At 72.7% G+C, this 23,637-nt stretch carries 26 protein-coding genes; 14 read left to right on the top strand and 12 right to left on the bottom strand.

The features are described 5' to 3' along the window. Position 1: 1 nt before the first annotated feature. Entirely contained in the window at positions 2–1,039 is a 1,038-nt protein-coding gene (locus UIS43_RS03600; protein ID WP_370012450.1) for an aminotransferase class V-fold PLP-dependent enzyme, read from the top strand. A gap of 93 nt (positions 1,040–1,132) precedes the next feature. On the opposite strand, the gene UIS43_RS03595 is transcribed toward UIS43_RS03600, so the two are convergent. Further along, a complete protein-coding gene (locus UIS43_RS03595) occupies positions 1,133–1,285 on the bottom strand; it encodes a hypothetical protein (protein WP_156910836.1) in 153 nt (50 codons plus the stop codon). A 217-nt stretch (positions 1,286–1,502) separates the two neighbouring features. Continuing rightward, positions 1,503–2,132 (bottom strand): TetR/AcrR family transcriptional regulator, encoded by a 630-nt coding sequence (locus UIS43_RS03590; RefSeq protein ID WP_013153015.1) that lies wholly within the window; start codon positions 2,130–2,132, stop codon positions 1,503–1,505. A gap of 70 nt (positions 2,133–2,202) precedes the next feature. Here UIS43_RS03590 and UIS43_RS03585 point away from each other — a divergent pair, with 70 nt between their 5' ends. The 6 genes from UIS43_RS03585 (at position 2,203) to UIS43_RS03560 (ending at position 7,048) form a co-directional block, all read left to right on the top strand. Beyond that, entirely contained in the window at positions 2,203–3,075 is an 873-nt protein-coding gene (locus UIS43_RS03585) for a ketopantoate reductase family protein (RefSeq protein ID WP_370012447.1), read from the top strand. Between the two features lie 240 nt (positions 3,076–3,315). Beyond that, on the top strand, positions 3,316–4,053 hold the full coding sequence (locus UIS43_RS03580; RefSeq protein ID WP_071622045.1) for a trans-aconitate 2-methyltransferase: 738 nt from the start codon (positions 3,316–3,318) through the stop codon (positions 4,051–4,053). A gap of 145 nt (positions 4,054–4,198) precedes the next feature. Further along, the gene (locus UIS43_RS03575) at positions 4,199–4,588 is read left to right on the top strand and encodes an Hsp20/alpha crystallin family protein (RefSeq protein ID WP_013153013.1); all 390 of its coding nucleotides are present in this window, start codon (positions 4,199–4,201) and stop codon (positions 4,586–4,588) included. Between the two features lie 172 nt (positions 4,589–4,760). Further along, on the top strand, positions 4,761–5,333 hold the full coding sequence (locus UIS43_RS03570; protein ID WP_013153012.1) for a TetR/AcrR family transcriptional regulator: 573 nt from the start codon (positions 4,761–4,763) through the stop codon (positions 5,331–5,333). Then, positions 5,330–6,511, top strand: a complete 1,182-nt coding sequence (locus tag UIS43_RS03565; protein WP_071622044.1) for an FAD-dependent oxidoreductase — start codon at positions 5,330–5,332, stop codon at positions 6,509–6,511. Before UIS43_RS03570 ends, UIS43_RS03565 begins: the two co-directional genes overlap by 4 nt. Positions 6,512–6,808: 297 nt before the next feature. Next, positions 6,809–7,048 (top strand): hypothetical protein, encoded by a 240-nt coding sequence (locus UIS43_RS03560; protein ID WP_013153010.1) that lies wholly within the window; start codon positions 6,809–6,811, stop codon positions 7,046–7,048. A gap of 35 nt (positions 7,049–7,083) precedes the next feature. Here UIS43_RS03560 and UIS43_RS03555 read toward each other — a convergent pair whose 3' ends face one another. From UIS43_RS03555 to UIS43_RS03535, 5 genes are all read right to left on the bottom strand, one after another. Beyond that, a complete protein-coding gene (locus UIS43_RS03555; protein WP_013153009.1) occupies positions 7,084–7,977 on the bottom strand; it encodes a transglutaminase domain-containing protein in 894 nt (297 codons plus the stop codon). Further along, on the bottom strand, positions 7,974–8,825 hold the full coding sequence (locus UIS43_RS03550; protein ID WP_013153008.1) for a MerR family transcriptional regulator: 852 nt from the start codon (positions 8,823–8,825) through the stop codon (positions 7,974–7,976). The genes UIS43_RS03555 and UIS43_RS03550 overlap by 4 nt, the downstream gene beginning before the upstream one ends. 140 nt (positions 8,826–8,965) lie before the next feature. After that, positions 8,966–10,132, bottom strand: coding sequence for an aminotransferase class V-fold PLP-dependent enzyme (locus UIS43_RS03545; RefSeq protein ID WP_370012443.1), 1,167 nt, complete (start codon positions 10,130–10,132; stop codon positions 8,966–8,968). 60 nt (positions 10,133–10,192) lie between these two features. Next, a complete protein-coding gene (locus tag UIS43_RS03540) occupies positions 10,193–10,846 on the bottom strand; it encodes a response regulator transcription factor (RefSeq protein ID WP_013153006.1) in 654 nt (217 codons plus the stop codon). Beyond that, a complete protein-coding gene (locus UIS43_RS03535; RefSeq protein ID WP_370012442.1) occupies positions 10,843–12,051 on the bottom strand; it encodes a sensor histidine kinase in 1,209 nt (402 codons plus the stop codon). Before UIS43_RS03535 ends, UIS43_RS03540 begins: the two co-directional genes overlap by 4 nt. Positions 12,052–12,183: 132 nt before the next feature. On the opposite strand from UIS43_RS03535, the gene UIS43_RS03530 reads away from it, so the two are divergent. Together UIS43_RS03530 and UIS43_RS03525 are read left to right on the top strand one after the other, a co-directional pair. Continuing rightward, a complete protein-coding gene (locus tag UIS43_RS03530; RefSeq protein WP_232051662.1) occupies positions 12,184–12,498 on the top strand; it encodes an SHOCT domain-containing protein in 315 nt (104 codons plus the stop codon). 150 nt (positions 12,499–12,648) lie between these two features. Beyond that, positions 12,649–13,638 (top strand): adenosine deaminase, encoded by a 990-nt coding sequence (locus tag UIS43_RS03525; RefSeq protein WP_013153003.1) that lies wholly within the window; start codon positions 12,649–12,651, stop codon positions 13,636–13,638. Between the two features lie 119 nt (positions 13,639–13,757). Here the strand turns inward: UIS43_RS03525 and UIS43_RS03520 are convergent, their stop codons facing one another. Next, complete coding sequence (locus UIS43_RS03520) at positions 13,758–14,744, bottom strand: DUF2332 domain-containing protein (RefSeq protein WP_370012441.1); 987 nt, start codon at positions 14,742–14,744, stop codon at positions 13,758–13,760. A 255-nt stretch (positions 14,745–14,999) separates the two neighbouring features. Between UIS43_RS03520 and UIS43_RS03515 the strand changes: the two genes are divergently transcribed. Both UIS43_RS03515 and soxR read left to right on the top strand, forming a co-directional pair. After that, complete coding sequence (locus UIS43_RS03515; RefSeq protein ID WP_013153001.1) at positions 15,000–15,710, top strand: ABC transporter ATP-binding protein/permease; 711 nt, start codon at positions 15,000–15,002, stop codon at positions 15,708–15,710. Positions 15,711–15,714: 4 nt separating this feature from the next. Then, the gene (gene soxR / locus UIS43_RS03510) at positions 15,715–16,182 is read left to right on the top strand and encodes a redox-sensitive transcriptional activator SoxR (RefSeq protein WP_013153000.1); all 468 of its coding nucleotides are present in this window, start codon (positions 15,715–15,717) and stop codon (positions 16,180–16,182) included. 53 nt (positions 16,183–16,235) lie between these two features. Here soxR and rnhA read toward each other — a convergent pair whose 3' ends face one another. From rnhA to UIS43_RS03495, 3 genes are all read right to left on the bottom strand, one after another. Next, positions 16,236–16,709 carry a ribonuclease HI gene (gene rnhA / locus UIS43_RS03505; protein WP_019607377.1) on the bottom strand — a complete coding sequence of 158 codons (474 nt, stop codon included), beginning with the start codon at positions 16,707–16,709 and terminating at the stop codon, positions 16,236–16,238. Positions 16,710–16,926: 217 nt separating this feature from the next. Beyond that, a complete protein-coding gene (gene def, locus UIS43_RS03500) occupies positions 16,927–17,586 on the bottom strand; it encodes a peptide deformylase (protein WP_013152998.1) in 660 nt (219 codons plus the stop codon). A gap of 20 nt (positions 17,587–17,606) precedes the next feature. Further along, positions 17,607–18,050, bottom strand: coding sequence for an SMI1/KNR4 family protein (locus UIS43_RS03495; RefSeq protein WP_013152997.1), 444 nt, complete (start codon positions 18,048–18,050; stop codon positions 17,607–17,609). Between the two features lie 165 nt (positions 18,051–18,215). Between UIS43_RS03495 and UIS43_RS03490 the strand changes: the two genes are divergently transcribed. From UIS43_RS03490 to UIS43_RS03480, 3 genes are all read left to right on the top strand, one after another. Continuing rightward, on the top strand, positions 18,216–19,154 hold the full coding sequence (locus UIS43_RS03490) for a hypothetical protein (protein ID WP_013152996.1): 939 nt from the start codon (positions 18,216–18,218) through the stop codon (positions 19,152–19,154). A 175-nt stretch (positions 19,155–19,329) separates the two neighbouring features. Beyond that, a complete protein-coding gene (locus UIS43_RS03485; RefSeq protein WP_013152995.1) occupies positions 19,330–20,664 on the top strand; it encodes a sensor histidine kinase in 1,335 nt (444 codons plus the stop codon). After that, positions 20,616–21,263 (top strand): response regulator transcription factor, encoded by a 648-nt coding sequence (locus tag UIS43_RS03480; RefSeq protein ID WP_013152994.1) that lies wholly within the window; start codon positions 20,616–20,618, stop codon positions 21,261–21,263. Before UIS43_RS03485 ends, UIS43_RS03480 begins: the two co-directional genes overlap by 49 nt. Before the next feature lie 238 nt (positions 21,264–21,501). Here UIS43_RS03480 and UIS43_RS03475 read toward each other — a convergent pair whose 3' ends face one another. After that, positions 21,502–23,607, bottom strand: a complete 2,106-nt coding sequence (locus UIS43_RS03475) for an AMP-binding protein (protein WP_370013223.1) — start codon at positions 23,605–23,607, stop codon at positions 21,502–21,504. Positions 23,608–23,637 lie beyond the last annotated feature (30 nt).

The following is a 23,637-nucleotide window of genomic DNA, read 5'->3' as shown; positions in this document are numbered from 1 at the left end:
CATGGACGACACCATCACCGACCTGTGGAGCACCGACACCGTCTGGCTCAACACCGCCCAGTACGGCATCCCGCCCCGGCCCGCCCACCAGGCCCTGGCCGACGCCGTGCGCTCCTGGCACACCGCCACCGGGAACCCCGCGGCCTGGGGGCGCGAACTCGAACAGGCCCGCGTCAACCTCGCCGCCCTGGTGGGCGCGCCCGCCGACGACCTCACCCTGGGCGCCAGCACCGCCCAGATCGCCGGGACCATCGCCGCCAGCCTGCCCGACGGCGCCCGCGTCCTGGTTCCCGAGGGGGACTTCGCCTCGATCGTCTTCCCCTGGCAGGCCCAGGCCGACCGCGGCGTCACCGTGGAGGCCGTCCCCCTGGACCGCCTGGCCCAGGCCGTGGACGCGCGCACGCACCTGGTCGCCTTCAGCACGGTGCACTCGGCGAACGGACTCCTGGCCCCCACCGGCGACATCGTCGCGGCCGCCCGCGCCCACGGCGCCCTGGTCGTGGCCGACGCCACCCAGGCCGCCGGATGGACCCCCCTGGACGCCACCGTCTTCGACGCCCTGATCGCCTCGGCCTACAAGTGGCTCATGGCGCCGCGCGGCCTGGCCCTGGCCTACCTGTCCCCCGGCCTGCGCGCGCGGCTGCGCCCCAACAACGCCGGCCCGGCCGCCGCCCGCGACACCGCCTCGGCGATGTACGCCGCCCGGATGGACCCGGCGCCGACCGCCCGCGCCTTCGACACCTCGCCCAACTGGTTCGCGGCCGTGGCGGCCGCAGCCTCCAGCCGGGTCCTGCTGGAGGCGGGCCTGGAGAGGGTGCGCGCCCACAACACCGCCCTGACCAACCACTTCCGCGCGGCGCTGGGGCAGGAGCCCGCGCACTCGGCCATCACCAGCGTCGACCTGCCCGGCGCCTCCGAGCGCCTGGCCCGGGCCGGGGTGGTGACCACCGAGCGCGGGGGCCGCACCCGCCTGTCCTTCCACCTGTACAACACCCTCGACGACGCCGAGCGCGCCGCCAAGGCCCTGCTCCAGCCCTAACACGGGGGGGCGCGCCCCGCCGGGCGCGCATCCCGCCGCCCCACCGTCGCGGTCGGCCGCCTTCCCCGACACGGGAGGGCGGCGGAGCGGGACTCAGCCCCGGCCTGCCTGGAGTTGCTGGACGCGCAGCCGCAGCACCTCCGGTGCCCACCGGCCGTCGTCGCCGGGGAGGGGCACCACGTGCAGGGCCAGGCCGTCGACGAGCGCGTGGAGTTCGCGCGCCAGCCCCGGCCGGTCGGCCCCCAAAGCGGCGCAGGCCCGTTCGCGCAGTGGGCGGTGACATGGCCGAGGTCGCACCGCGCCTGGACCCCAGCGAGATCACCGCGATGGCCGCGGGCGTGATCGTCGGGGACATCCCGCGGCTCATGGCAGTCGCCGACACTCCCTGACCAGCAGGGAGGGGGCGCACCATGCGGACCACGACCTGCGCCACCGCCCGTCCGACCGCGGCCGTCCCGGCCCGTCAGGGCCCCGTCGGCGGTGCGCCCATCGCCGCGGCCAGGAACGTGACCGCCCAGCGCCGGGCCGCCTCGCCCGCTTCCGGGGACGGGCAGTCCGGGGTGGGCCGCTGGTGGACCTCGACACGGTCCACGGCCGTCACGGCGAGGACACCCCGCATCCGGAACCACAGCTCCTCCGGGGAGAGGCCGGGCAGTGCGCGCGCGAAGGCGGCCAGGTAGCGCTCACGGACCGTGTCCTGACCCGCACCGGCCCAGCTGCGCACCTCCTCGGCCGGGTCGCTGAGGATCATCACGATCAGCCGGGACCGGCGGGCGCCGCCCTCGTCGCCGGCCGGCATCCCGTCGAACAGCGGCCCCGCGAACGCCTCCACCAGCTCGGTGACCCCGGGGTCCGCGGTCTCGGCGAGTAGCCGGTCGAGCCCGGCGCACTGCGCGGCGTTGATGGGCTCGACCACCCGGCGGGCGACCGCGGACATGAGTTCCGCCTTCGACCCGAAGTGGTACCCGACGGCGGCCAGGTTCGCTCCGGCGAGGTCGGTGATCGCGCGGACCGAGGTGCCGCGGTAGCCGCGCTCGGCGAAGAGGCGCTCGGCCGCGTCGAGGATCTGGGTGCGGGTGTCAGGTGGTGCCATGCCTGCGTACACTACAGACATCTGATTCAAACGAACGTATGATTTAAACGAACGTACGGAAAAGGTGGCCATGAGAATACTCGTGTACGGTGCCGGGGTCCTCGGCAGCGTGTTCGCAGCCCGCCTGCATGAGGCCGGGCACGACGTCGCCCTCCTCGCCCGGGGCGGGCGCCTGGCCGCCCTGCGCCGACACGGCGTGCAGCTCGTCGAGGAGGACGGCCGGGCCGTCCGGCGGGTGCCGGTTCCGGTGGTCGAGCAGCCGGACGGCGGGTACGACCTGACCGCAGTCCTGGTCCGGGCCCACCAGGCGGACGCGGTGCTGGAGTCGCTCGCCGGCCTCGACGGTGACGTGCTGTTCCTGCACAACTGGGCTGGCGGCCCGGAGCCGCTGGGCGCGGTGATCGGGCACGAGCGGGTGCTGCTCGGCTTCGGCACGGCCGGCGGCACGATGGACGGCGACGTGGTCCGCTACCGCGCGCCCGGTTTCCTCACCTGCCGGGTCGCGACACCGATCGGCGAGCCCGACGGCCGTACCACCCCGCGACTCGAACGCATCGTGCGGACGTTCCGCACCGCCGGGATCAACACCAGGATCGAGCCGAGGATGGACGCCTGGCTCACGACGCACGCCGCGTTCGGGGTACCGCTCGGGCAGGCGGTGCACACGGCGGGCGGCCCGGTGGCGCTGTCCCAGGACCCGGGCGCGGTCCGCGCCATGCTGCGCCTCATGCGGCGGAGCCTGACCGCCCTGCCCGGGCCGCCGGTGCCCCGCGGGCTGGCCGCGCTGCACACCCTGCCGGAAGGCCTGCTCGTGGCCGCGCTGCGGCGCTTCCTGCGGAGCCCGACGGCCGTGCACAGCGGACTCAGCAACACCTCACCCGCAGAGGCGGCCGAACTCGCGCGGCTGGCCGAGCAGCTCGGCGCCCGTACGCGGGCCCGGTAGGCGGCAGAGGGCCGCGCCCCCGCCGCGCGCCGGGCCGTGTGCGCCCCGGGCAACGCTGCCGGGGACGGCCGCGGGAGGCTTCCCCGACGAAGTCGACGCGGCCTTCCCGGAGGCCGCTTTCCGGCGTACTTGGTCCGCCCCCGGGGCGGGCTGCCCCGCCTGCTGTGGCCGCACCCCGCGCCGGTCGGGACGGGCGAAAACCCGGTGGTCGCCCCCCGGCCCCGCTGCCACACTGGCGCGATGAGCCACAACCCCTACGACTCCCCCGACGTCGCCTCCCTCTACGACGTCCTCAGCCCGTGGGGACCCGGCGACGACTTCTACCTGGACCTGGTCATGGCCGCCCCGCGCGTGCTGGACGCGGGGTGCGGCACCGGCCGTCTGCTCCACCGCGCCCGCACCCGCGGCCACACCGGACACCTGGTGGGTCTGGACCCGGCTCGGGCCATGCTGGAGGTGGCCCGCGGGCGCACCGACGCCGTCTCCTGGGTGCGCGGCGACCTGGCCGCCCACACCTGGAACGAGGAGTTCGACCTGGTCACCATGACCGGCCACGCCTTCCAGGAACTGCGTGCCGACGAGGAGGTCGGCGCCGCGCTGCGGGCGATGCGCCGGGCCCTGGCCCCGGGCGGCCTGGTGGCCTTCGAGACCCGCAACCCGGCCGCGCGCGCCTGGCAGAGGTGGACCCCCGCCCACCCGCACCAGGTCACCACCGCCGACGGTGTGCGCGTGAGCGACGTCCACGACGCCGCCGCTCCCACACCCGAAGGACTGGTGACCTTCACCAGCACCACCACCCGCTCCGACTCCTCCCTCCCCTTGCGCACCGTGAGCACCCTGCGCTTCGTGGAGGCCGACCACCTGGACCTGCTGCTGGAGCGGTCCGGGCTGCGGGCCGTCGAGCGGTTCGGGAACTGGGACCGCTCGCCCCTGACCGCGTCCAGCCCCGAGATCATCACCCTGGCCCGAACCCGCTGACCACGCGTTCCACGCCCCAGACCCCGACGCACACGGGGCCTGGGGCGTCGTCGTGTGGGGTGGCCCACACCGCCTTGACGCGCCCAAAGTCGTCAATAAACTTGAGTCCATCAGCATCAAGCCGAGGTTTTTCGGGGGTTCTTCCATGCTTCTCACCCGCACCATCCCCTTCGACGTCACCACCTCCACCGCTTCCGCCGCGCGCAACGCCGCCATGGACGCGGTGCGCACCCAGGACGCCCTCGTGGTCCGGATCGACCTGCCCGGCGTGCCCGCCGACGGCATCGACCTGGAGGTGGAGGGCTCGGTGCTCACCGTCCGCGCCCAGCGCCCCGAGCGGACCGAGGAGGGCCGCGTCCTGGTCGGCGAGCGCCCCACCGGCACCGTCACCCGCCGCCTGCGCCTGGGGCAGGACCTGGACACCGAGCACATCGAGGCCGACCACACCGACGGCGTCCTGACCCTGCGCGTCCCGGTCGCCACCAAGGCCCAGCCGCGCAAGATCCTCCTGGGCCAGGGCGGCGCCACCGCCTGACCCGGCAGAACCGACAGGGGGTGTGAGGACCACGGGGGACCTCACACCCCCTTCTTCTTCGTGCGCGCCCGCCTCCGCGGCTTGCCCCGGGGGCGGGCGCTGTGCCATTCTCGGAATTGGGCGAGTGACCAATACATTCGCCCAAGGCGATCGACCAAGAAGCGGGACGCACATGGCACCACGCGGCGAGGACGTCAAAGGCCGCCTGCTCCGGGCAGCGGCCGAACTCATCAGCGAACGCGGCTGGTCAGCGGTCAGCACCCGCACACTCGCCGACCGCGCGGGCGTGGGCCCCGGCCTGGTCCACTACCACTTCCCCTCCCTCCAGGCCCTGCTCACCCAGGCCGCCACCCAGGCCATCACCGCCATCGTCGAGGAGGCCGTCCACCTGCTGGGCCCCACCACCACACCCCACCAGGGACTCGCGCTGATCCTGCGCGAGCTGGACCGCTACCCCGGCGACGACCCCGCCTCCCACCTGGTCACCGAGACCTACCTGGCCGCCACCCGCGACCCCCACCTGCGCCGGGCCGTCACCGGCGTCCTGGACCTGATGCGCCGCCACCTCACCGACTGGCTCGCCCACGCCGGCGTCCCCCAACCCCGACAGACCGCCACCGTCCTGGCCGCGACCCTGGACGGCGTCCTGCTGCACCGCGCCCTCACCCCGGACCTGACCTCCACCGAGATCGAACCCGTCCTGCGCCGCCTGCTCACCCACCACACCCCAGGAGCACACCCATGAGAGCGATCGTCTGCGGAGCCGGAATCGCCGGACTGGCCGCGGCCCACCGCCTGCACACCCACGGCTGGCAGGTCACCGTCCTCGAACAGGCACCCGGCCCCCGCACCCAGGGCTACATGATCGACTTCTTCGGCCCCGGCTACCGGGCCGCCGAACTCATGGGCCTACTGCCCCGCCTGCGCGAACTCGGCTACGACATCGACCACGCCACCTTCGTCGACCGCGACGGCGCCCCCCGCGCCACGCTGGGCATCCAACAGTTCTCCCACCTGGGCGTGGTCTCCCTCATGCGCCCCGACCTCGAACGCGCCCTGCGCGAAACCCTGCCCCCCGACGTGCCGGTGCGCTACGACGCGGCCCTGCACCGCGTCCAGGACCACGGCGACACCGTCGAGGTCACCCTCGCGGACGGCCGCACCCTGACCGGCGACCTGCTCGTGGGCGCCGACGGCATCCACTCCACCGTGCGCGCCCAGGTCTTCGGCTCCGCGACCGACCACCTGCGCTACCTGGGCTTCCACACCGCAGCCTTCGTCTTCACCGACCCCGACATCCACGCCCGGATCGACGGCGGCTTCTACCTCACCGACACCACCGGCGCCCAGATGGGCCTGTACGGGCTGCGCGACGGCCGCGTAGCCGCCTTCACCGTGCACCGCAGCCCCACCCCCGACCGGCCCGCCGACCCGCGCGCCGAACTGCGCCGCACCCACGCCGACCTGGGCTGGCTGGTGCCCCGCGCCCTCCAGCACTGCCCCGACCCCGAACACGTCTACTACGACCAGGTCTCCCAGAGCGTGGTGCCCCGCTGGAGCCGGGGACGCACCGTCCTGCTCGGCGACGCCTGCGGCGCGGTCTCCCTGCTCGCGGGCCAGGGCGCCTCCCTGGCGGTGGGCGGCGCGTTCGTCCTGGCCGAACACCTGGCCTCGGCCCCCACCGTCGAGGAGGGACTGAGCCGCTACGAGCACCAGTGGCGCCCCGAGGTCGAACAGCGCCAGCGCGCCGCCCGCCGCACCGCCCGCTGGTTCCTGCCCCCCACCCGCGCCCAACTGCTCCTGCGCCGCCTGGCCCTGCGCCTGACCCGCCTGCCCGGGGCGAGCCGCCTGCTGGCGGGGGCGCTCACCGGCAAGCCCACCCCCGCCGTACACGAGCACACCCCCTTGACCGTCCGCGACTGAAACCCCCCGTGGCACGCGTTCGACCGTGTCCACCGCGGCCCCTGACGCGGCGACGGGCCCACCCCCGGCCGGGGAGAACCGCGGCCTGCCCGGAGCGACCGGCAGAACCCGCCGCACCGACGACGAGGGCCGCGCTCACACGAACCGCCGGGGCCGCCCCGGCACCGTCCTGTCCGAGAGGAACGTGAAGCCGTGCCGTGCGCCCGCACCGGTCGGCCACGCCCCCACCACCAGGCCCAGGGGCCGACGCCAGGGCTGCGCGGCACGGGCCGAACTCCGACGAGAGGGACCACGACCGTGAAGCCGAACGACCCCCGCTGCTCCCTGTGCGGGCGCCAGTACGACGCCGAGTTCATGACGGGGCTGCCCTGTCGCGTGTTCAGCCGTGAGGACGTCGTGACCCCGGGCTGCCCGGCCCAACAGCACATGATCGCGGACATGGAGGCCACCGCGCCCCGAGCCACCACCCCCGCGGCCGGAGGATGCCTCATGCTCCTCCTGGCACTGCCGACCCTGCTGATCCTCCTGCCGGTGTGAACCGCGCCGCCCCCGCCCCGGCGGCCCGCACCCGCTCACCCGGGCTCGACCACCCGCCGCTCCAGGTCCACCCACCCCACGAACCCCGACGGCGACGCGCACAGCACCCGCCCTCCCGGGTTCAACCGCCCCCCACGGGCGTACCGGCACGCCAACTCCCGCTCGGCGGCCCCGTCCCCGCCGTCCGCGGCCACCAGCAACCGCGCCACCTCGTCGAACACCCCGTCGTCCTCGGCCTGCATGGCCTCCCAGGTGTCCCACAACAACACCTCCTCGCCCTGACGGTGCGCCAACTCCAACAACACGTAGGCGCGCACGAACCCCGCACCCCGCCACGGCAGGTCCGGGTGCACCCCGTAGCGGTCGGCGTCCACCTCCCCCGCCCGGTGGGCCAGCCACACCTGCGCCGCGCTGGCGAAGACCGCGCCCCGCGCGGCGGGCGCACGCGGGAGGTCCAGGACATCCACCGGCCACGAACCCGCCGGGTCCAGCTGGGTGTCCGCCCACACCCACCGACCGCCGTCCCAGTACTCGCTCACCACGTGGTCGGTCCCAAACCCCTCGTGCAAGTAGGAGGCGAACCCCACCCGGGTACGCGCCGCCACCCCCCGCTCCCGCAGCGCCGCCACCGTCACCAGCGCGAAATCACGACAGCACCCCACCAGCGGCCGCGCCCGGGGCCGCGTCCACGGCCCCGGGCAGCGGGCCTGGTCGGTGGCCAGCATCGCCTCCACCCACCGGTGGTCGATCTCGGCCAACCGCGCCCCGGTGAACACCTGCCCGCCGCCGCGGTAGTGGGTCACCACCCCGCGCAGCACCCGACCCAGCCCCGCCACGTCCCCCGGCAGGCCCGCCAGCACGCCGGCGTGCCGACCCGGATCGCTGTAGGGGGTGTGCGCCGCCCACCGGTCCACGTCCACCGCGCTCATCCGCGTCCCGCCTGTCTCATCGGCCGCGCCACCAGCGCGAACACCGCGTCCCGGTCCACCTCGTCCCAGGAGGCCTCGTACACCTCACGCAGCGGCCCCGCCGCGTGCGCGCCGCGCTGGAGCATCCACCGCTCCACCGCCCGGTAGGCGCCCATGATCCGCGGATAGAAGCAGTCGCCGCGCCTGACCTCGCATACCGCGCGCACGTGGGCGGCCTCCACCCGGATCACCGTCTCCCCCTCGGGTTCGGCCTGTCCGGTGAAGGGCACCGCCACCTCGATCGGCGCGGGCCCGTCCGGGGTCACCGCACCGTGGTAGACGACCCAGAACCCGGGGCCGGGGCGCGCGCCCTGCCCCACCAGCAGGCGGCGCAGCGCCCGCGCCCGCCCGTGCAGGGTCGCCACCAGGTTCTGCTGGTCGGTGCGGACCCGGACCGCCGCCACCTTGGCCGCCGCCACGTGTTCACCGCGCACCCGCCACACCGGCTCCGGGGCCCGCTCGGCCGCCCCGCCCCAGGACAGGCGCAGCTCGGCCAGGGCCGCGCGCCGCGAACGCAGCGCCTCCTCCTGGGCCCGCCACCACGCCTCGGCCCGCTCCAGGGCCTGCCCGCCCTCCTGGGCCATCACCTCGGCCACCACCGCCAGGGGCATGTCCATCTGACGCAGCAGGCGGATGCTCCGGGCCCGCTCCACCTGGGCGGCGAGGTAGACGCGGTGCCCGCCCGCCCCCACCCGGTGGGGGACCAGCAGACGCGAGCGCTCGTACAACCGCAACGCCTTGGGGGAGAGCCCGCTCGCACGGGCGAACTCCCCCCGGGAAAGCCCCTCGCGGGGCGGTGGGGTGCTCATGGATGCGAGTGTGGCCCCTGCCCCAAGGGCACCGTCAACACCCGCTCGCGTCCCGAGCGCCCGGCGCCCACGACCGGACCATCCGCCACCCGGCCCGCCACGCCGACCCTCGCGCGGCGAAGACCGCGGCCCCGGCGCGCCTACACCCCCCTGACCGCGTCCGCCAACGCCTCCACCTCGGCCTCGGTGTTGAAGTAGTGCACCGAGGCACGCACCGCCTCGTCCACCCCCACACCGGGCTCCCACACCTGGTTCCACAACCGCGACACGCTCACCCGCACCCCGGCCTCCCCCAGCGCCGCACGCACCCCCTCTGCCGCCACACCCTCCACCGCGAACGTCACGATCCCCGACCGCACCCTCCCCCGGTCCAGCACCCGCACCCCCGCCAGACGCCCCAACCGGTCCCGGGCCTGCTCGGCCAGCGCCCCCACCCGCTCCCGGATGGGCTCCATCCCCACCGCCAACGCGTAGTCCACGGCCACACCCAACCCGATCTGACCGGCCACGTTGCGCTCGAAGCTCTCCAACCGGCGCGCGTCCTCACGCACCCGGTACCCGCGCCCCTCCCAGTGCGCCGACGTCACGTCCACCACCGGCGGCTCCCCCAGGTCCGCCCCCGACCGCACGTACACGAACCCCGTCCCCCGCGGCCCGCGCAGGAACTTGCGCCCCGTCACCGCCAACACGTCACACCCCAGCCGCTCCACGTCCAGATCCCACTGGCCCGCCGACTGGCACGCGTCCAACACGAACAACACCCCGAACCTGCGGCACAGCGCCCCGATCCGCTCGGCCGGGTTGACCAGCCCGTTGTGCGTGGGCATGTGGTTGATCGCCACCACCCGCACCCCGCCCCGCGCCAACTCCCGCTCCAGCGCCCCCACGTCCATCACCCCGTCGGCGTCGTCGGGCACCACCTGCACCCGCACACCCCGCTCACGGGCCGCCTTGACCATCCCCAACGCGTTACTGGGGTACTCACTGGCCGTGGTCAGCACCCGGTCCCCCTCGGCGAAGACCACCGACCCGAACGCCAACTCCCACGCCCGCGTCGCACTCTCGGTGAACGCGATCTCCTGCGGGCGCGCACCCACCAACCGCGCCACGGCGGTGTAGAACCCCTCCACCCGCGCCTGCGCCAGCTCGGCCGCCGCGTAACCCCCCACCCGCGCCTCCAGGCGCAGGTGATCCACCACCGCCTCCACCACCACGTCCGGCGGCAACGACGACCCCGCGTTGTCCAGATGCGCCGCCTGCCCAACCCCAGAGGTGTCCGCCCGCACCGCAGCCACATCCACGCCCATCCAGCCCGCCCCTCCCACACACCCCGCACCGTCGCCGCCGAACCTACCCGGCCAACCCCCTCAGCGCACCAGCCCGGCCCGAAAAGCGAACACCACCAGCTGCGCCCGGTCCCGCGCCCCGAGCTTGACCATCGCCCGGCTCACGTGCGTGCGCGCCGTCGCCGGGGAGACCACCAACCGGGCCGCGATCTCCTCGTTGCTCAAACCCTCACCCACCAGCCCCACCACCTCACGCTCCCGCTCGGTCAACACCTCCAATCGCGGCACCCGGCCCCCGCCCGGCTCACGCGAGACGAACGCCGCCACCACCCGCCGCGTCACCGACGGCGACAGCAACGCCTCACCCCGCGCCGCCGCCCGCACCGCGGCCAACATCTCCTGCGGGTCGCTGTCCTTGATCAAGAACCCCGACGCCCCCGCACGCAACGCCTCGAACACGTACTCGTCCAGTTCGAACGTCGTCAACACCACCACCCGGGTGTGCGCCAGCGCCTCCTCACCCGCGATCCGCCGCAGCGCCTCCAACCCGTCCACCACCGGCATCCGCACGTCCATCAACACCACATCCGGACGCAGCCGACGCACCAGCTCCACCGCCTGCCCACCATCACCGGCCTCACCCACCAACTCCAGGTCCGCCTCCCCCTCCAACAGCACCCGCAACCCCATCCGCACCAGCGCCTGGTCATCGGCCACCACCACCCGCACGCTCACCGCTCACCCCCCAACGGCAAAGACGCCCCCACCACGAACCCGCCGCCCTCACCAGGCCCCACCCTCACCGACCCGCCCACCGCCCGCGCGCGCTCACGCATCCCCGCGATCCCCGACCCCTCACGCACCGGCCCCACCACACCCACTCCCTCATCAACCACCCACACCCGCACCTCCTGCTCCCCGTACACCACCCGCACCCGCGCCGACGCGCCCTCACCGCCATGGCGCACCACGTTCGTCAACGCCTCCTGCACGATCCGAAACGCCGCGTGGTCCACCGCCGCGGGCACCCGCACCGCCTCCCCCTCCCACACCACCTCCACCCGACGTCCCGCCCCGCGCAACTCCCCCACCAACGCCTCCACACGCCCCAACCCCGGCAACGGACCCCGACCCGCCACCTCGGCCCCGCCCCGAAACACCGCCAGCGTGCCCCGCAACTCCTCCAGGGCCGACCGGCTGCTGTCCCGGATCGCGGCCAACGCCACCGACGCCTGCTCGGGCCGACGATCCACCACGTGCAGGGCCACCGACGCCTGCATACTGATCACCGACAGACTGTGCCCCACCAGATCGTGCACCTCCCGGGCGATACGCAACCGCTCCTCGTAGCGGTGCCGGTCCACCTCCTCCTGACGCGCGCGCCGACGCGCCTCACGCCGCGCACGCACGAACACCCCACCGCCCGCGGGAAAGGCCATCACCCCCACCGCGAACACCACCCCCACCAGCGCACCCCCGTCAACCAACCCCCACCAGGGCTCACGCACCCGCGAGAGCAACCCCACCCCCACCACCAACGGCGCCGTCCACGCCAAGAACACCCCCGCGCCCAGCCGGATCGCGGCCGAGAACACCACCAGCGCGGGCAACACCAACACCGGACCCACCGGGTGACCCGCCCCCACGAACACCGCCGCACCCACCGCGGCCACCACCAACGCCGCCACCGGCCACACACGACGCACCGCCACCGCGCACACCAACACCCCCACACCCACCCACACCGACCAAGGCACCACCACCGCACCCCAGTCCACGTCCCACCCCGGGGGAGGCCCGCCCCGCCAGGGGCCGTGCCCGTCCCCGCCGCGCCGCTGCCACACCACCTGGCCGCGCACGAACCCCACCGCCACCGCGCCCAGCACCACACCCAGCACCAGGTCCACGACCACCCGGCGCACCCGCCTGTCACCACTCACACCACGACCCTAGGCCGCCCGCCCCCGCCTGTCGTGGCACCACAGGCGTAGGCGCCCTACGCACCCGGACGCAGCACAGGTGCCGCCCGCGGGGGGATGACCGCGACCCCCCGCCCCGCGGACAGTGAACCCATGAACACCATCACCGCAGCGACCGCCCTGGCCGCCCACCCCCACTGGGGGCAGGGACCGCCCGCCTTCGTCTTCCCCGGAGCCCTGATGTTCCTTCTGCTCACCCTCGTCCTGCTCGGCGCACTGGCCTTCACCCTGGCCCGACGCGGCCACCGCCCGCCCTGGGCGCCGCGCCCCGCCTCACCCGAGGAGGAGGCCCGCCGCACCCTGGCCGACCGCTTCGCCCGCGGCGACCTGACCGTGGAGGAGTTCATGGAACGCGCCAGCGCCCTGAACTGGACCCCCGGCCACAACGACCGCCCCGGCCGCAGGTAATCCCGCACGCCCACCAGGCCCGGCCGCGCACCCCGCACGGCCGGGCCCCCGCATGTGCCCCACAACCCACACCGATCCGGCCGGGGCACCCCCACCCATCAGCCACAATGGCCAACACACAACCCCGACCGCGAAGGCACGAGCACCACCATGCCCATCCCCAAGGCCGAACTCCACGTCCACATCGAAGGCACCCTGGAACCCGAACTGGCCTTCGCCCTGGCCCGACGCAACGGCCTGACCCCGCCCCACCCCGACGTCGACTCCCTGCGCCGCGCCTACTCCTTCACCGACCTGCAGTCCTTCCTGGACCTGTACTACGCCCTCATGGACGTCCTGCGCACCGAGGCCGACTTCACCGACCTGGCCACCGCCTACCTCGACCGCGCCGCCGCCCAGGGCGTACGCCACGCCGAGATCTTCTTCGACCCCCAGGCCCACACCGGCCGCGGCATCAGCCTGGACACGGTCGTCAACGGCCTCACGGCCGCCCTGAACACCAGCGAACACACCCACAACATCAGCACCACACTCATCCTGTGCTTCCTGCGCGACCGCCCCGCCGCCGAAGCCCTGGACACCCTCCACCAGGCCCGACCCCACCTGGAACACATCAGCGCCGTCGGCCTGGACTCGGCCGAGGTCGGCCACCCGCCCGAGAAGTTCACCGAGGTCTTCGCCGCCGCCCGCGACCTGGGCCTGCGCCGCGTCGCCCACGCCGGAGAGGAGGGCCCCGCCTCCTACATCTGGCAGGCCCTCAACCTCCTGGGCGCCGAACGCATCGACCACGGCATCCGCTGCCTGGAGGACCCCGACCTGGTCACCCACCTGGCCGCCACCCAGACCCCGCTGACCGTGTGCCCGCTGTCCAACGTGCGCCTGCGCGCCGTGCCCGACCTGGCCCAGCACCCCCTGCCCGCCCTGATGGAGGCCGGACTGCTGGTGACCGTCAACTCCGACGACCCCTCCTACTTCGGCGGCTACGTCCACGACAACTACCAGGCCCTGCACACCCACCTGGGCCTGGGCGCCGAGCAGCTGCGCCAACTGGCCCGCAACTCCTTCACCGCCTCCTTCCTCACCCCCCAGCGCAAGGCCCAGCTCATCGCCGAGGTCGACGCCCACCCCCACCCCTGGTAACGACCGCGGCCCCGCCCCGCGCCCCCGGGGCGGGGCCGCCCACCAGCACTCCTCCACCGGCGCCGCACCCGCGGACGGCCGCCTCCGGCCCAGCGGAGGCGGCCACCCGCGCCGCCGCCTCAACCCGCCCAGGTCAACCGCTGACCGTGCTCACCGGCGAAGGCCACCACACGCCCGTCCAACGCCAACGCGAAATCGGTGCCCACCGGCGGACGCGGACCCTCCAACGCGGGCAGCACCGACGCACCCTCGTTCGACACCCAGTGCCCCTCCAACCCCCGCACGGCCTCCACGAACGCATCCCGCGACGCCTCGTCCAGGTAGGCCAGCACCGCGCTGTGCATCACCACCAACCGCGCCCCCGCGGGCACCCGCGCCGCCACCGCCTCCAACTCCCGCACCAGGTCACCGGCCACCAACAGGGGAGGCTCGGCCGCCACCACCCGCGCCGCCGCCCGCAACTGCTCCCGCCGCTCGGCCTCATACGGCCCCGGCCAGACCAGCGCCTCCAACCACCGCACGTCCTCCTCGCGGCGCACGTCCAACGGGTTCAGATCGATCCCCGCCCGCCACACCACCCGCGGCACCCGCCCGGGCACCGGAACCGGACCCGAGGTCGCACACTCAAGCAGCACCGGGCTGCGGGCCGGACCGATCGGCGCCCCACCGTCGAAGGAGTAGCGGTACCGGTCCGGGTACAGGCACAACCCCGCCGACGCCCCCACCTCCACCAGCGCCAACGGCCCCTCCAGACCGGCCAGTACAGGAAGCAGGGTGGCGCACCGGCGCACCTCGTTGGTCTGGGTGTAGCGCTCCAGCACCACCGCCCGCACCTGCTCCCAGTGCTCCAGGAGCCAGGCCCGAAAATCCGCCCACTCCCCCACCGGCCCGCCCAGGAACCGCACCGCACCCAGCAACAGGTTGGGCTGGCGCTTGTTGCCCGCGGGCAGGGAGGCGATCAACCCCAGCACGTGTTCGTCCCCGACCAGGGCCCGGGCGATACGCGCGTACGCCGGAGCCGCGCCCTGGGCGTAGCCGTCCGCGAAACCCCGGTACTGCCTCACGATGCTGTCCACAGACGCGTCCACGGCGGCGACATGCTCCACGGCCGCACTCCTTCACTTGGGGGGAACAGGTGCGGTGTTCCTACCCCGCCCCCGCACCCGCCGCCCCGTGACCGCGCTCACCCACCCGCCGAAGACAGCCCTCACACCCCCGCCCTTCCTGCCGCCACCGGGAACCAACCAGCCCCACCAGCCGTTCCACCCAGCGAGACCAAGGACACGAACAGATCACGAGAACTCTCACCCGCGCAGGCCAATCCCAGGCTGGTGACGACCACACCACACGAACGGACACCCGTGAGGATCTCCCACCGAGGCAAGCTCAGCCGCACCACCCACCCCAGCACCACCCCCCTGCCACCCCTGGTGGAGTTCCACGACGTGTCCCTCACCCACAACCGCACCCGCCACCTGGACCACCTCGACCTGACCCTGCACCCCGGCGAACACGTGGCCCTGGTGGGCCTGACCCACGAGGCCACCACCGCACTGACCCGCCTGCTCACCGGCCAGACCACCCCCACCCACGGACGCCTGGCCACCCACACCCGCGCCCACATCCTCACCCCCCACCCCACCCTGGCCCACACCATCACCGGCCAGAGCGCCCCCGAAGCCGACGACCCCCACCTGGCCCACGCCCTGACCCACACCCGCCTGGAAGCACACCGCCTGCACACACCCCTGGACGCCCTACCCCCCGCCCTGCTCCCCCGCGTCCACCAGGCCCGCGCCCTCTACGCCCAACGCACCAACACCCGCCTGCTCGTACTCACCGACCCGCCCGCCCACGACCATGCCCACCCGCCCGCCACCCCCGACACCGGCCTGCTCACCCTCACCCGCCAACCCACCCTGGCCCGCACCGCCGACCGCATCCTGCTCCTGTACAAGGGACGCGTCACCGAAACCGGCACCCACCACCAACTCCTGGTCCGCGGCGGCGCCTACGCACGCCTGTACGCCCTCACCGGCACCCACCGCACCACCGGCCACGCCCTAGGATGAGCACGTGGCACCCATCGTCAAGGAACTCACCGTCGGCCAGGTCGCCGAACGCGCCGGAGTCGCCGTCTCCGCCCTGCACTTCTACGAACGCCAGGGCCTGATCCACAGCCGCCGCACCGCCGGCAACCAGCGCCGCTACCGCCGCGACACCCTGCGCCGGGTCTCCTTCATCCGCATCTCCCAACGCGTGGGCATGCCCCTGGCACGCATCCGCCAGGCCCTGGACACCCTGCCCGACAACCGCACCCCCACCCGTGACGACTGGGCCCGCCTGTCCCAGCAGTGGCGCACCGAACTCGACGCCCGCATAAGCCAACTCATCCGCCTGCGCGACGACCTGACCAACTGCATCGGCTGCGGCTGCCTGTCCCTGGACACCTGCACCCTGTCCAACCCCGACGACGCCCTGGCCTCCGCCGGCCCCGGCCCGCGCCGCCTGATGGTCAACGCCCTGGCACGCGAAACAGGCTGAACACACGACACAGGCGGCGAACACCCGGTGCCCGCCGCCTGCCGTACCGCCCCTTACACCCCGGCGGCCTCGTCGCGTCCGCGCCGCGCCAACGCGTCAGCGCGCTCGTTGCCCTCGTCCCCGCTGTGCCCGCGCACCCAGCGCCACTCCACCTCATAGCGCGAGGCGACCTCGTCCAGGCGCTGCCACAGGTCCACGTTCTTGACCGGTTTCTTGTCGGCCGTGCGCCAGCCCCGCCGCTTCCACCCGTGCAGCCACGAGGTGATCCCGTTGCGCACGTAGGAGGAGTCGGTGTGCACCAGCACCGGCAGCGGCTGGCGCAGGCTCTCCAGCGCCCGGATCGCCGCCATCAGCTCCATCCGGTTGTTGGTGGTCTGCGCCTCGCCCCCGTACAGCTCCTTCTCGTGGCCGCCGTAGCGCAGCCACACCCCCCACCCGCCCGGACCGGGGTTGCCGCTGCACGCCCCGTCGGTGTAGATGACCACCCGCTGCGTCGGCTCCTGGCCGACCTCGTCCCCGTTACGCATGCCGGGCAATCTACCGCCCCCTACGGTCACGAAAAGGCCACAACTCCCGCCAACGGGGCCACAAAAGGAGCCAATCACCCCCAATGGAGCCCCCACACCCGCCACTTCGGCCCGTCAACCCAGCCAAAGGACCCCCCACAGCCACACCAACCAACCACCCCGCCCCACAAAAAAAGGGGGCGTTCCGCACCCGGAACACCCCCGCACACAGCCCCGCTCAGCCAGCCAGCTCCCGCGCCAGCTCCTCGGCCCGCTCCTCACGGCGCGCGAACACGTCGTTGGCCATCTCGTTCATCTTCTTCAGCACCCGCTTGCGCTCACGCGCACTCAACCGGTCCACGTACAACCGCCCCAACGTGTGATCGGTCTCGTGCTGCAAACACCGGGCGAAGTACCCGCTACCGCTGACGACCACGGGATTGCCGTCCCGGTCCACTCCCCGCACCGTGGCGTGCTCGGCCCGCCCCAGATCCGCGTGCGGCCCCGGAACCGACAAACACCCCTCCGACTCCACCACCACCGCGTCATCGGGATCGCGCTCGTCCAACACCGGGTTGACCACATGCCCCACATGACGCACACCATCATCATCAGGGCAGTCATAGACGAACACCCGCAGGTCCACACCCACCTGGCTGCCCGCCAACCCCACACCCTCGGCCGCGTACATCGTCACGAACATGTCGTCGATGAGCCCGGCCAACTCCGCCGAACCCCACATCTGCGGCGCCACATCCACACCACGCCGGTGCAGCACCTCCTCACCCGTCACGGTGATCCGCCGCACCCGGCCGCGCGCCGCCTCCGGAGCCCACTCGGGGAAATCCGCGACCTCCCGGCCCTGAACGACGACGCCAACCCCGCCATGCTCCGACATGGTCCTACTCTCACCACACTTCAACGAAACCAGGAGTTGCCCTGGATCAGACACCGCGCCAGGTAGTCGCGCAACGACACCACCACCAGGCGTCGCCGGTCACTCTCATGGTCCCACACCACAATCCCCGGACCGTAGTCGGTGTGCACGTAGGCGAACTGCGGCCCCATGTCGGAATCACCGAAGAAGATCATCTCGTCGAAGGGCGCGTACAGCTCCAGATAGTCCGGCTCCCGGCGCATCGCCAGGTTGTCCTCCACCAAACGCCGCGCACTCCACACCACCGCGTCCCCGTACTCGTTGGTCACCCCATCGGTCTCACGCAGCAACGAGGCCAGCTCGAAGGGCAGGGGCAGCATCAGGTGCTTCTCCACCTCGGCCAGGGTCACCTCATCGGCCGGATCGCTCAGATCGGCCTCGGGATACATCTCCAGGATCAGTTCACGCCACACACTCCTGATCATCACAGGTCGTGGCAACCCACGGGAAATCGTCGGCGGCGAGTTGCGCCAAAAACCCGAACCCGCACCCGCCGCACCACCCCAAACACCGAACACGCCACCCATATCACGATGCGTGCACAACCGATCACTATCCCACACAATGACCCCATGGCTTCCACCGCACGCATGCTCGCCACCACCGCGCTCGCCGCCGCCCTGACCGCCCTGGGCGCACCGGCCCACGCCACCACCGCGACCACCACCGCCTACCCCGGCCACACCACCAGCCGCTACGTCCCCCTCACCGACGCCACCTCCACCCAAGCCCACGAGGCCGGATGCACCGAAGGACGCACCGGCGCCACCGGCCCGCGCATCCTCTTCTTCGGCACCCAGGAAAAGGACGACACCCTCCGAGAACCCGGCAGGGCGGGAAACTCCACCACACCCCGCTCCGCCTACAGCAAGGCCGCCGCCTACGCCCACCACTGGGCCCAGGGCTTCACCGAGTGCCGCACCGACCAGGCCACCGCCCACCTGGCCCTGGGCGTCAACAACAAGGACGACGGCGGCATCACCGGCACCCACGCCGGACAGCGCTGGGCCGACCTGGTCACCACCGTCAAGGACGCCTCCACCACCGAGGCCGTCACCATCACCGCAGCCCTGGACGCCGAACCCTCCTGGTCCACCCCCGCCTGGGCCCGCGACTGGCTCGCCGCCTACACCCAGGCCACCACCACACCGCTCTACGCCGCCAACTCCGCCGACTCCTGCCCCACCACCGGCTCGGGCGACTGCGCCAACGGCTGGCGCCTGGCCGACGTCCACCACATGGCCGGCGGAGGCAACCCCCGCGTCCACGTCATCCCCCAGATCTACCGCACCGACGGCATCCAGGCCGACCAGTGGGCCAACATCAGCCGCTGGGGCCACACCAACGCCAACGACCCCCTGCGCTTCGCCGGAGCCATGTCCCAGTACACCGCCTGCCAACAGCGCACCTGCAACAACACCGACAACACCCCCCAGCAGTCCTGGGACCAACTCAAGAAGGCCCTGGACGCCCACAGCAGCACCCGCGTCAGCGACCTGGGCCCCGCCACCGACATGCGCTGGCCCTGACAGACCCCCACACCCGCCAGGAGGGCCCCCGCGCACCGCGGAGGCCCTCCCTCACACGTGCCCCCACCCCGCGCCACCACACCCGACAGGGGAGCCCTCACCACCGCACCCACACCCACGAACAGGACACAATAGACACCAGCACACGCACACGCAGGAACGGAAGAGACCACCCATGGCCACCGCACCCCACCACCGCGCAGGCCGCCTCACCACCCTGGCCTACCTCTTCCTCCTGCTCTCCCAGAACATCGCCGCCCTCCTCCTGCTCCCCCTCGTCCTGCTCTCGGCCGTACTCACCCTCACCTGGGTCGGCCTCCCCTTCGTCATCCTCACCGCCCTCCTCCTGCGCACCCTCGCTGACAGCCAACGCCGCACCCTCAGCCACCTACTCATCAAAAACAGCAAACCCCCCCGAAGCCGCACCGCCACCCCAGGCCTACCCACCCCCACCACCCGCCCCCTACACCGCCCCATCGTCTCCGCCTACCGCCCCATCCCCCCCACCGGCATCACCCGCCGCGGCACCGCCATCATCACCGACCCCGCCACCTGGAGAGACCTGCTCTGGCTCATCTCCGGAGCCGCCAGCTTCCTCCTCGTCGCCACCCCCCTCACCCTCATCGCCCACGGCATCGAACAACTCCTCTTCGCCCTCAACCTCACCGGCCCCACCCTCTACGACACCTACACCCCCACCACCACCCTCAACCAACTCATCATCCTCATCCCCGCCCTGGCCCTCATCACCCTGGGCTGGCTCCTCATCCCCCTGGCCGCCGACACCTACCTACGCTTCAACCGCCTCCTGCTCTCCCCCTCCGAAAAAGCCCGACTCACCGCCCGCGTCGCCCACCTGGCCACCAGCCGCGCCCACACCATCGACACCCAGGCATCCGAGATCCGCCGCATCGAACGCGACCTCCACGACGGCGCCCAAGCCCGCCTCGTCGCCCTGGGCATGAACCTGGGCATGGCCGAACAAATCGTCGACAAAGACCCCGAAACCGCCCGCGCCATGCTCACCGAAGCCCGCGAAACCACCCGCCACGCCCTCACCGAACTCCGCGACCTCGTCCGCGGCATCCACCCACCCGTCCTCGTCGAACGCGGCCTCGACGGCGCCGTCCACGCCCTCGCCCTCACCCACCACCTGCCCATCACCGTCACCATCGACCTCCGCGGCCGCCCCGCCGACCCCGTGGAGTCCGCCGCCTACTTCGCCATCGCCGAACTCCTCACCAACACCGCCAAACACGCCCACGCCACCCACGCCTGGATCCACATCAACCACGGCCGCAACCGCCTGGTCATCACCGTCACCGACAACGGCACCGGCGGCGCGGACCCCGCCCCCGGCAGCGGCCTGGCCGGCATCCGCAGACGCCTGGACGCCTTTGATGGCACGATGAACATCACCAGCCCACCGGGCGGCCCCACCATCGTGACCCTGGAGATCCCGTGCGTGTTGTCATCGCCGAAGACCTTGCCCTCCTCAGAGACGGCCTGATCCGACTCCTCCAGGCACACGACTTCACCGTCGTCGCCGCCGTCGACAACGGCCCCGACCTGCACACCGCCCTCACCGAACACAAGCCCGACGTCGCCGTCGTCGACGTCCGCCTACCCCCCACCTTCACCGACGAAGGCCTCCAAGCCGCCATCGCCGCCCGCACCCAGATCCCCGGCCTGCCCATCCTCGTGCTCTCCCAGCACGTCGAACAGCTCTACGCCCGCGAACTGCTCTCCGACGACACCGGCGGCGTCGGCTACCTCCTCAAGGACCGCGTCTTCGACATCGGCCAGTTCATCGAAGCCGTCCGCCGCGTCGCCGACGGCGGCACCGCCATGGACCCCGCCGTCATCTCCCAACTCCTCGCCCGCCAGGACCAGAGCGGCCCCCTCGCCCAACTCACCCCCCGCGAACGCGAGGTCCTGTCCGAAATGGCCGAAGGACGCTCCAACTCCGCCATCGCCGCACGCCTCTACATCACCGAAAAAGCCGTCAGCAAGCACATCAACAACATCTTCACCAAACTCGACCTGCCGCCCTCCTCCGACGACAGCCGCCGCGTCCTGGCCGTCCTGGCCTTCCTCAACGGCCAGTAACCATCCCCCTCACACCGGTTCGGCGCCCAACACCCCCGGCCGGACCACACGTGTGCACCCACAGCGTCCAACACCGGCTACCGCGCCACCAGCACGGCGGTCACCGCACCCGACCCCCGGCCCAGGCACTCCACGGACACACCGGCACGGCCGCACCGACCGCCATACACACACCAAAGGCCGCGGCCCAGACCACCCGGCCCGGACCGCGGCCACCGACACCGCCGCCTACTACCCCCTACTGCTGCTCACGCCGCACCCGGTACAACCCGTCGATCTCCTCCGCGAACGCCCGCAACACCGCCTCACGCCGCAACTCCCCCGACGCGTGCACCAACCCCGACTGCACCGTGAACTCCTCCGCCAACACATGAAACGACCGCACCGCCAGATGACGAGGCACACTCCGATTGGCCTCGTACACCAACCCCTGCACCTCACGCAGCAGCTCACGGTCCCCCGCGATCTCCTCCGGAGCCATCGCCAACGGCCGACCGTTCACCAACCGCCAGTACTCCAACTGGTCACGCACCAACGTCACCAACGCACTCGCGAACGGCCGCCCCTCCACGATCACCAACACCTGACTGATCAACGGATGGGCACGCAACCGCGCCTCGAACTCCGCCACCAGCTCCGCGTCCCCCCGCTCCACACGCTGGTCCTGCGGCTCCACCACGGCGGGCTCCCCGCCCCCAGCCGGATCCACCGCGGCGAACGCCGCCGTCACCGCCAGCATCTCCCCCGAACCCCCATCCGAGGCCGCACCGGGCTCCTGCTCCACCGAAGCCTCCAACGCGCGGCCCTCCAACGCACGCGCATCCCGCCGACGCACACCCTCCTCGGAGTCACGCCGCTGCTCCTGCACCGGACGACCCTCCAGCACACGCCCCTCAGACTCCGGCAGCACACGGCCCTCCAACGCAGGCGCCTCATCCGCCCCGCGCGCCACGAACCGCCCCACCAACTCCTCCGTCGCCGCCTGCACCCGCAACCGGCCCGCCACACTCACGACCCCGTCCGCGTCCACCTCACCCGCGTACCCCGTCGCCAACCACCCCTCACGAAACGCACTCCGCGAGGCCTCACCCTCACCCCAGTACCCCGAGAACACCGCACCGCCGCGCACATGGATCTCGCCCTCACGCGACACCCACACCTCACGACCCTCCAGGGCACGCCCCACCGTCCCCGGAACCCGGTCCCCCACAGCACCGGCCGCGAACACACCCCCCGCCTCGGCCGTACCGAACGCCTGCACCACCGGAATCCCCACACCGCCGAAGAAGGAGTCCAACCGGTCCGACAGCCCACCGCCCCAGCACACCGCCAGATGCACCCGGCCACCGAACAACTCCCGCACCCGGGAGAACTGCCAGTCATACATCGTCCGCGACAACCGCTGCCACGCACTCCTGCGCGGCGACCGGTCGAACTGCACCGCCGACTCCACCGCCGCGTTGAACGTGCCCAACGAGTCCCACCCCGTCGAACGCGCACTCCCCCGCTCCGCATCGAAGACACCCTGCAACACCTGGGCCGAACACACCAGCACCGTCGGCTTGAACGCCTCCATCTGCCGCACCAAACCCGTCGGGCCCGCCAACCCCACACGCACACGCCCCACCATGCACGCCACCAACGAAGCCAACCCCGAGATCTGCGACAACGGCAGATCCAACAACGTGCTCGCCCGGCCCTCAGGCAACTCCGACAACCGCGGCCACATCCGGTCCACCACATCCGCCGCAGCCGACAACAACGCCCCGTGCGACAACACCACACCCCGCGTCAACCGCGACACCGTACTCACCGGATACAGCACCACCGCCACATCCTCGGCCACCGCCCCGTCCCGACGAAACCGCACCGACGACGCGTCCATATACGCACCCAGCGACACCACACCCGCCAGACCCGCGTCCATCCGCCACACCCGACCCAGGTCCGGCAACTCACGCTGCAAACCCGACACCGTGCGCAACAACCGCTCACCCTGCACCACCGCAGCCGCCGGACGCGTCTGCCGCACCACATGCGTCAAACGCTCCGCCGACACCGACTCCGGCAACGGCACCAACACCGCACGCACCGACCACACGGCGAACGCCAACCGCACCCAGTCCTGATGCGACCCCGACACCACCACGATCCGGTCGCCCTCACCCACACCGGCCGCCACCAGACCCTTGGCGACCGCCGTCACCTCCGTGGCGAACCCGCCGGCCTTCACCCGCTCCCACCGGCCGCGCTCACCGCGCACGGAGAACACCTCCGCATGGGCCTCCTCCGTGGCCACCCCGTACACCAGGTCGCTCAGCCCGGAAAGACCCCGGGCCCACATACCAGGAGTGACACTCGGACCGCCCATACC

The sequence above is a fragment of the Nocardiopsis sp. LDBS0036 genome, from assembly GCF_041228755.1.
GTDB classification, from domain to species: Bacteria; Actinomycetota; Actinomycetes; order Streptosporangiales; family Streptosporangiaceae; genus Nocardiopsis; species Nocardiopsis dassonvillei.
This window is presented reverse-complemented; position numbering and strand designations above follow the sequence as displayed.

Excerpts from the sequence above, each read along its gene's own strand:
- UIS43_RS03600 (WP_370012450.1), top strand. The coding sequence starts at position 2 with ATGGACGACACCATCACCGACCTGTGGAGCACCGACACCGTCTGGCTC.
- UIS43_RS03590 (WP_013153015.1), bottom strand. The coding sequence starts at position 2,132 with ATGGCACCACCTGACACCCGCACCCAGATCCTCGACGCGGCCGAGCGC.
- UIS43_RS03585 (WP_370012447.1), top strand. The coding sequence starts at position 2,203 with ATGAGAATACTCGTGTACGGTGCCGGGGTCCTCGGCAGCGTGTTCGCA.
- UIS43_RS03580 (WP_071622045.1), top strand. The coding sequence starts at position 3,316 with ATGAGCCACAACCCCTACGACTCCCCCGACGTCGCCTCCCTCTACGAC.
- UIS43_RS03575 (WP_013153013.1), top strand. The coding sequence starts at position 4,199 with ATGCTTCTCACCCGCACCATCCCCTTCGACGTCACCACCTCCACCGCT.
- UIS43_RS03570 (WP_013153012.1), top strand. The coding sequence starts at position 4,761 with ATGGCACCACGCGGCGAGGACGTCAAAGGCCGCCTGCTCCGGGCAGCG.
- UIS43_RS03565 (WP_071622044.1), top strand. The coding sequence starts at position 5,330 with ATGAGAGCGATCGTCTGCGGAGCCGGAATCGCCGGACTGGCCGCGGCC.
- UIS43_RS03555 (WP_013153009.1), bottom strand. The coding sequence starts at position 7,977 with ATGAGCGCGGTGGACGTGGACCGGTGGGCGGCGCACACCCCCTACAGC.
- UIS43_RS03550 (WP_013153008.1), bottom strand. The coding sequence starts at position 8,825 with ATGAGCACCCCACCGCCCCGCGAGGGGCTTTCCCGGGGGGAGTTCGCC.
- UIS43_RS03545 (WP_370012443.1), bottom strand. The coding sequence starts at position 10,132 with ATGGGCGTGGATGTGGCTGCGGTGCGGGCGGACACCTCTGGGGTTGGG.
- UIS43_RS03530 (WP_232051662.1), top strand. The coding sequence starts at position 12,184 with ATGAACACCATCACCGCAGCGACCGCCCTGGCCGCCCACCCCCACTGG.
- UIS43_RS03525 (WP_013153003.1), top strand. The coding sequence starts at position 12,649 with ATGCCCATCCCCAAGGCCGAACTCCACGTCCACATCGAAGGCACCCTG.
- rnhA (WP_019607377.1), bottom strand. The coding sequence starts at position 16,709 with ATGCGTAACGGGGACGAGGTCGGCCAGGAGCCGACGCAGCGGGTGGTC.
- def (WP_013152998.1), bottom strand. The coding sequence starts at position 17,586 with ATGTCGGAGCATGGCGGGGTTGGCGTCGTCGTTCAGGGCCGGGAGGTC.
- UIS43_RS03495 (WP_013152997.1), bottom strand. The coding sequence starts at position 18,050 with ATGATCAGGAGTGTGTGGCGTGAACTGATCCTGGAGATGTATCCCGAG.
- UIS43_RS03490 (WP_013152996.1), top strand. The coding sequence starts at position 18,216 with ATGCTCGCCACCACCGCGCTCGCCGCCGCCCTGACCGCCCTGGGCGCA.
- UIS43_RS03485 (WP_013152995.1), top strand. The coding sequence starts at position 19,330 with ATGGCCACCGCACCCCACCACCGCGCAGGCCGCCTCACCACCCTGGCC.
- UIS43_RS03475 (WP_370013223.1), bottom strand. The coding sequence starts at position 23,607 with ATGTGGGCCCGGGGTCTTTCCGGGCTGAGCGACCTGGTGTACGGGGTG.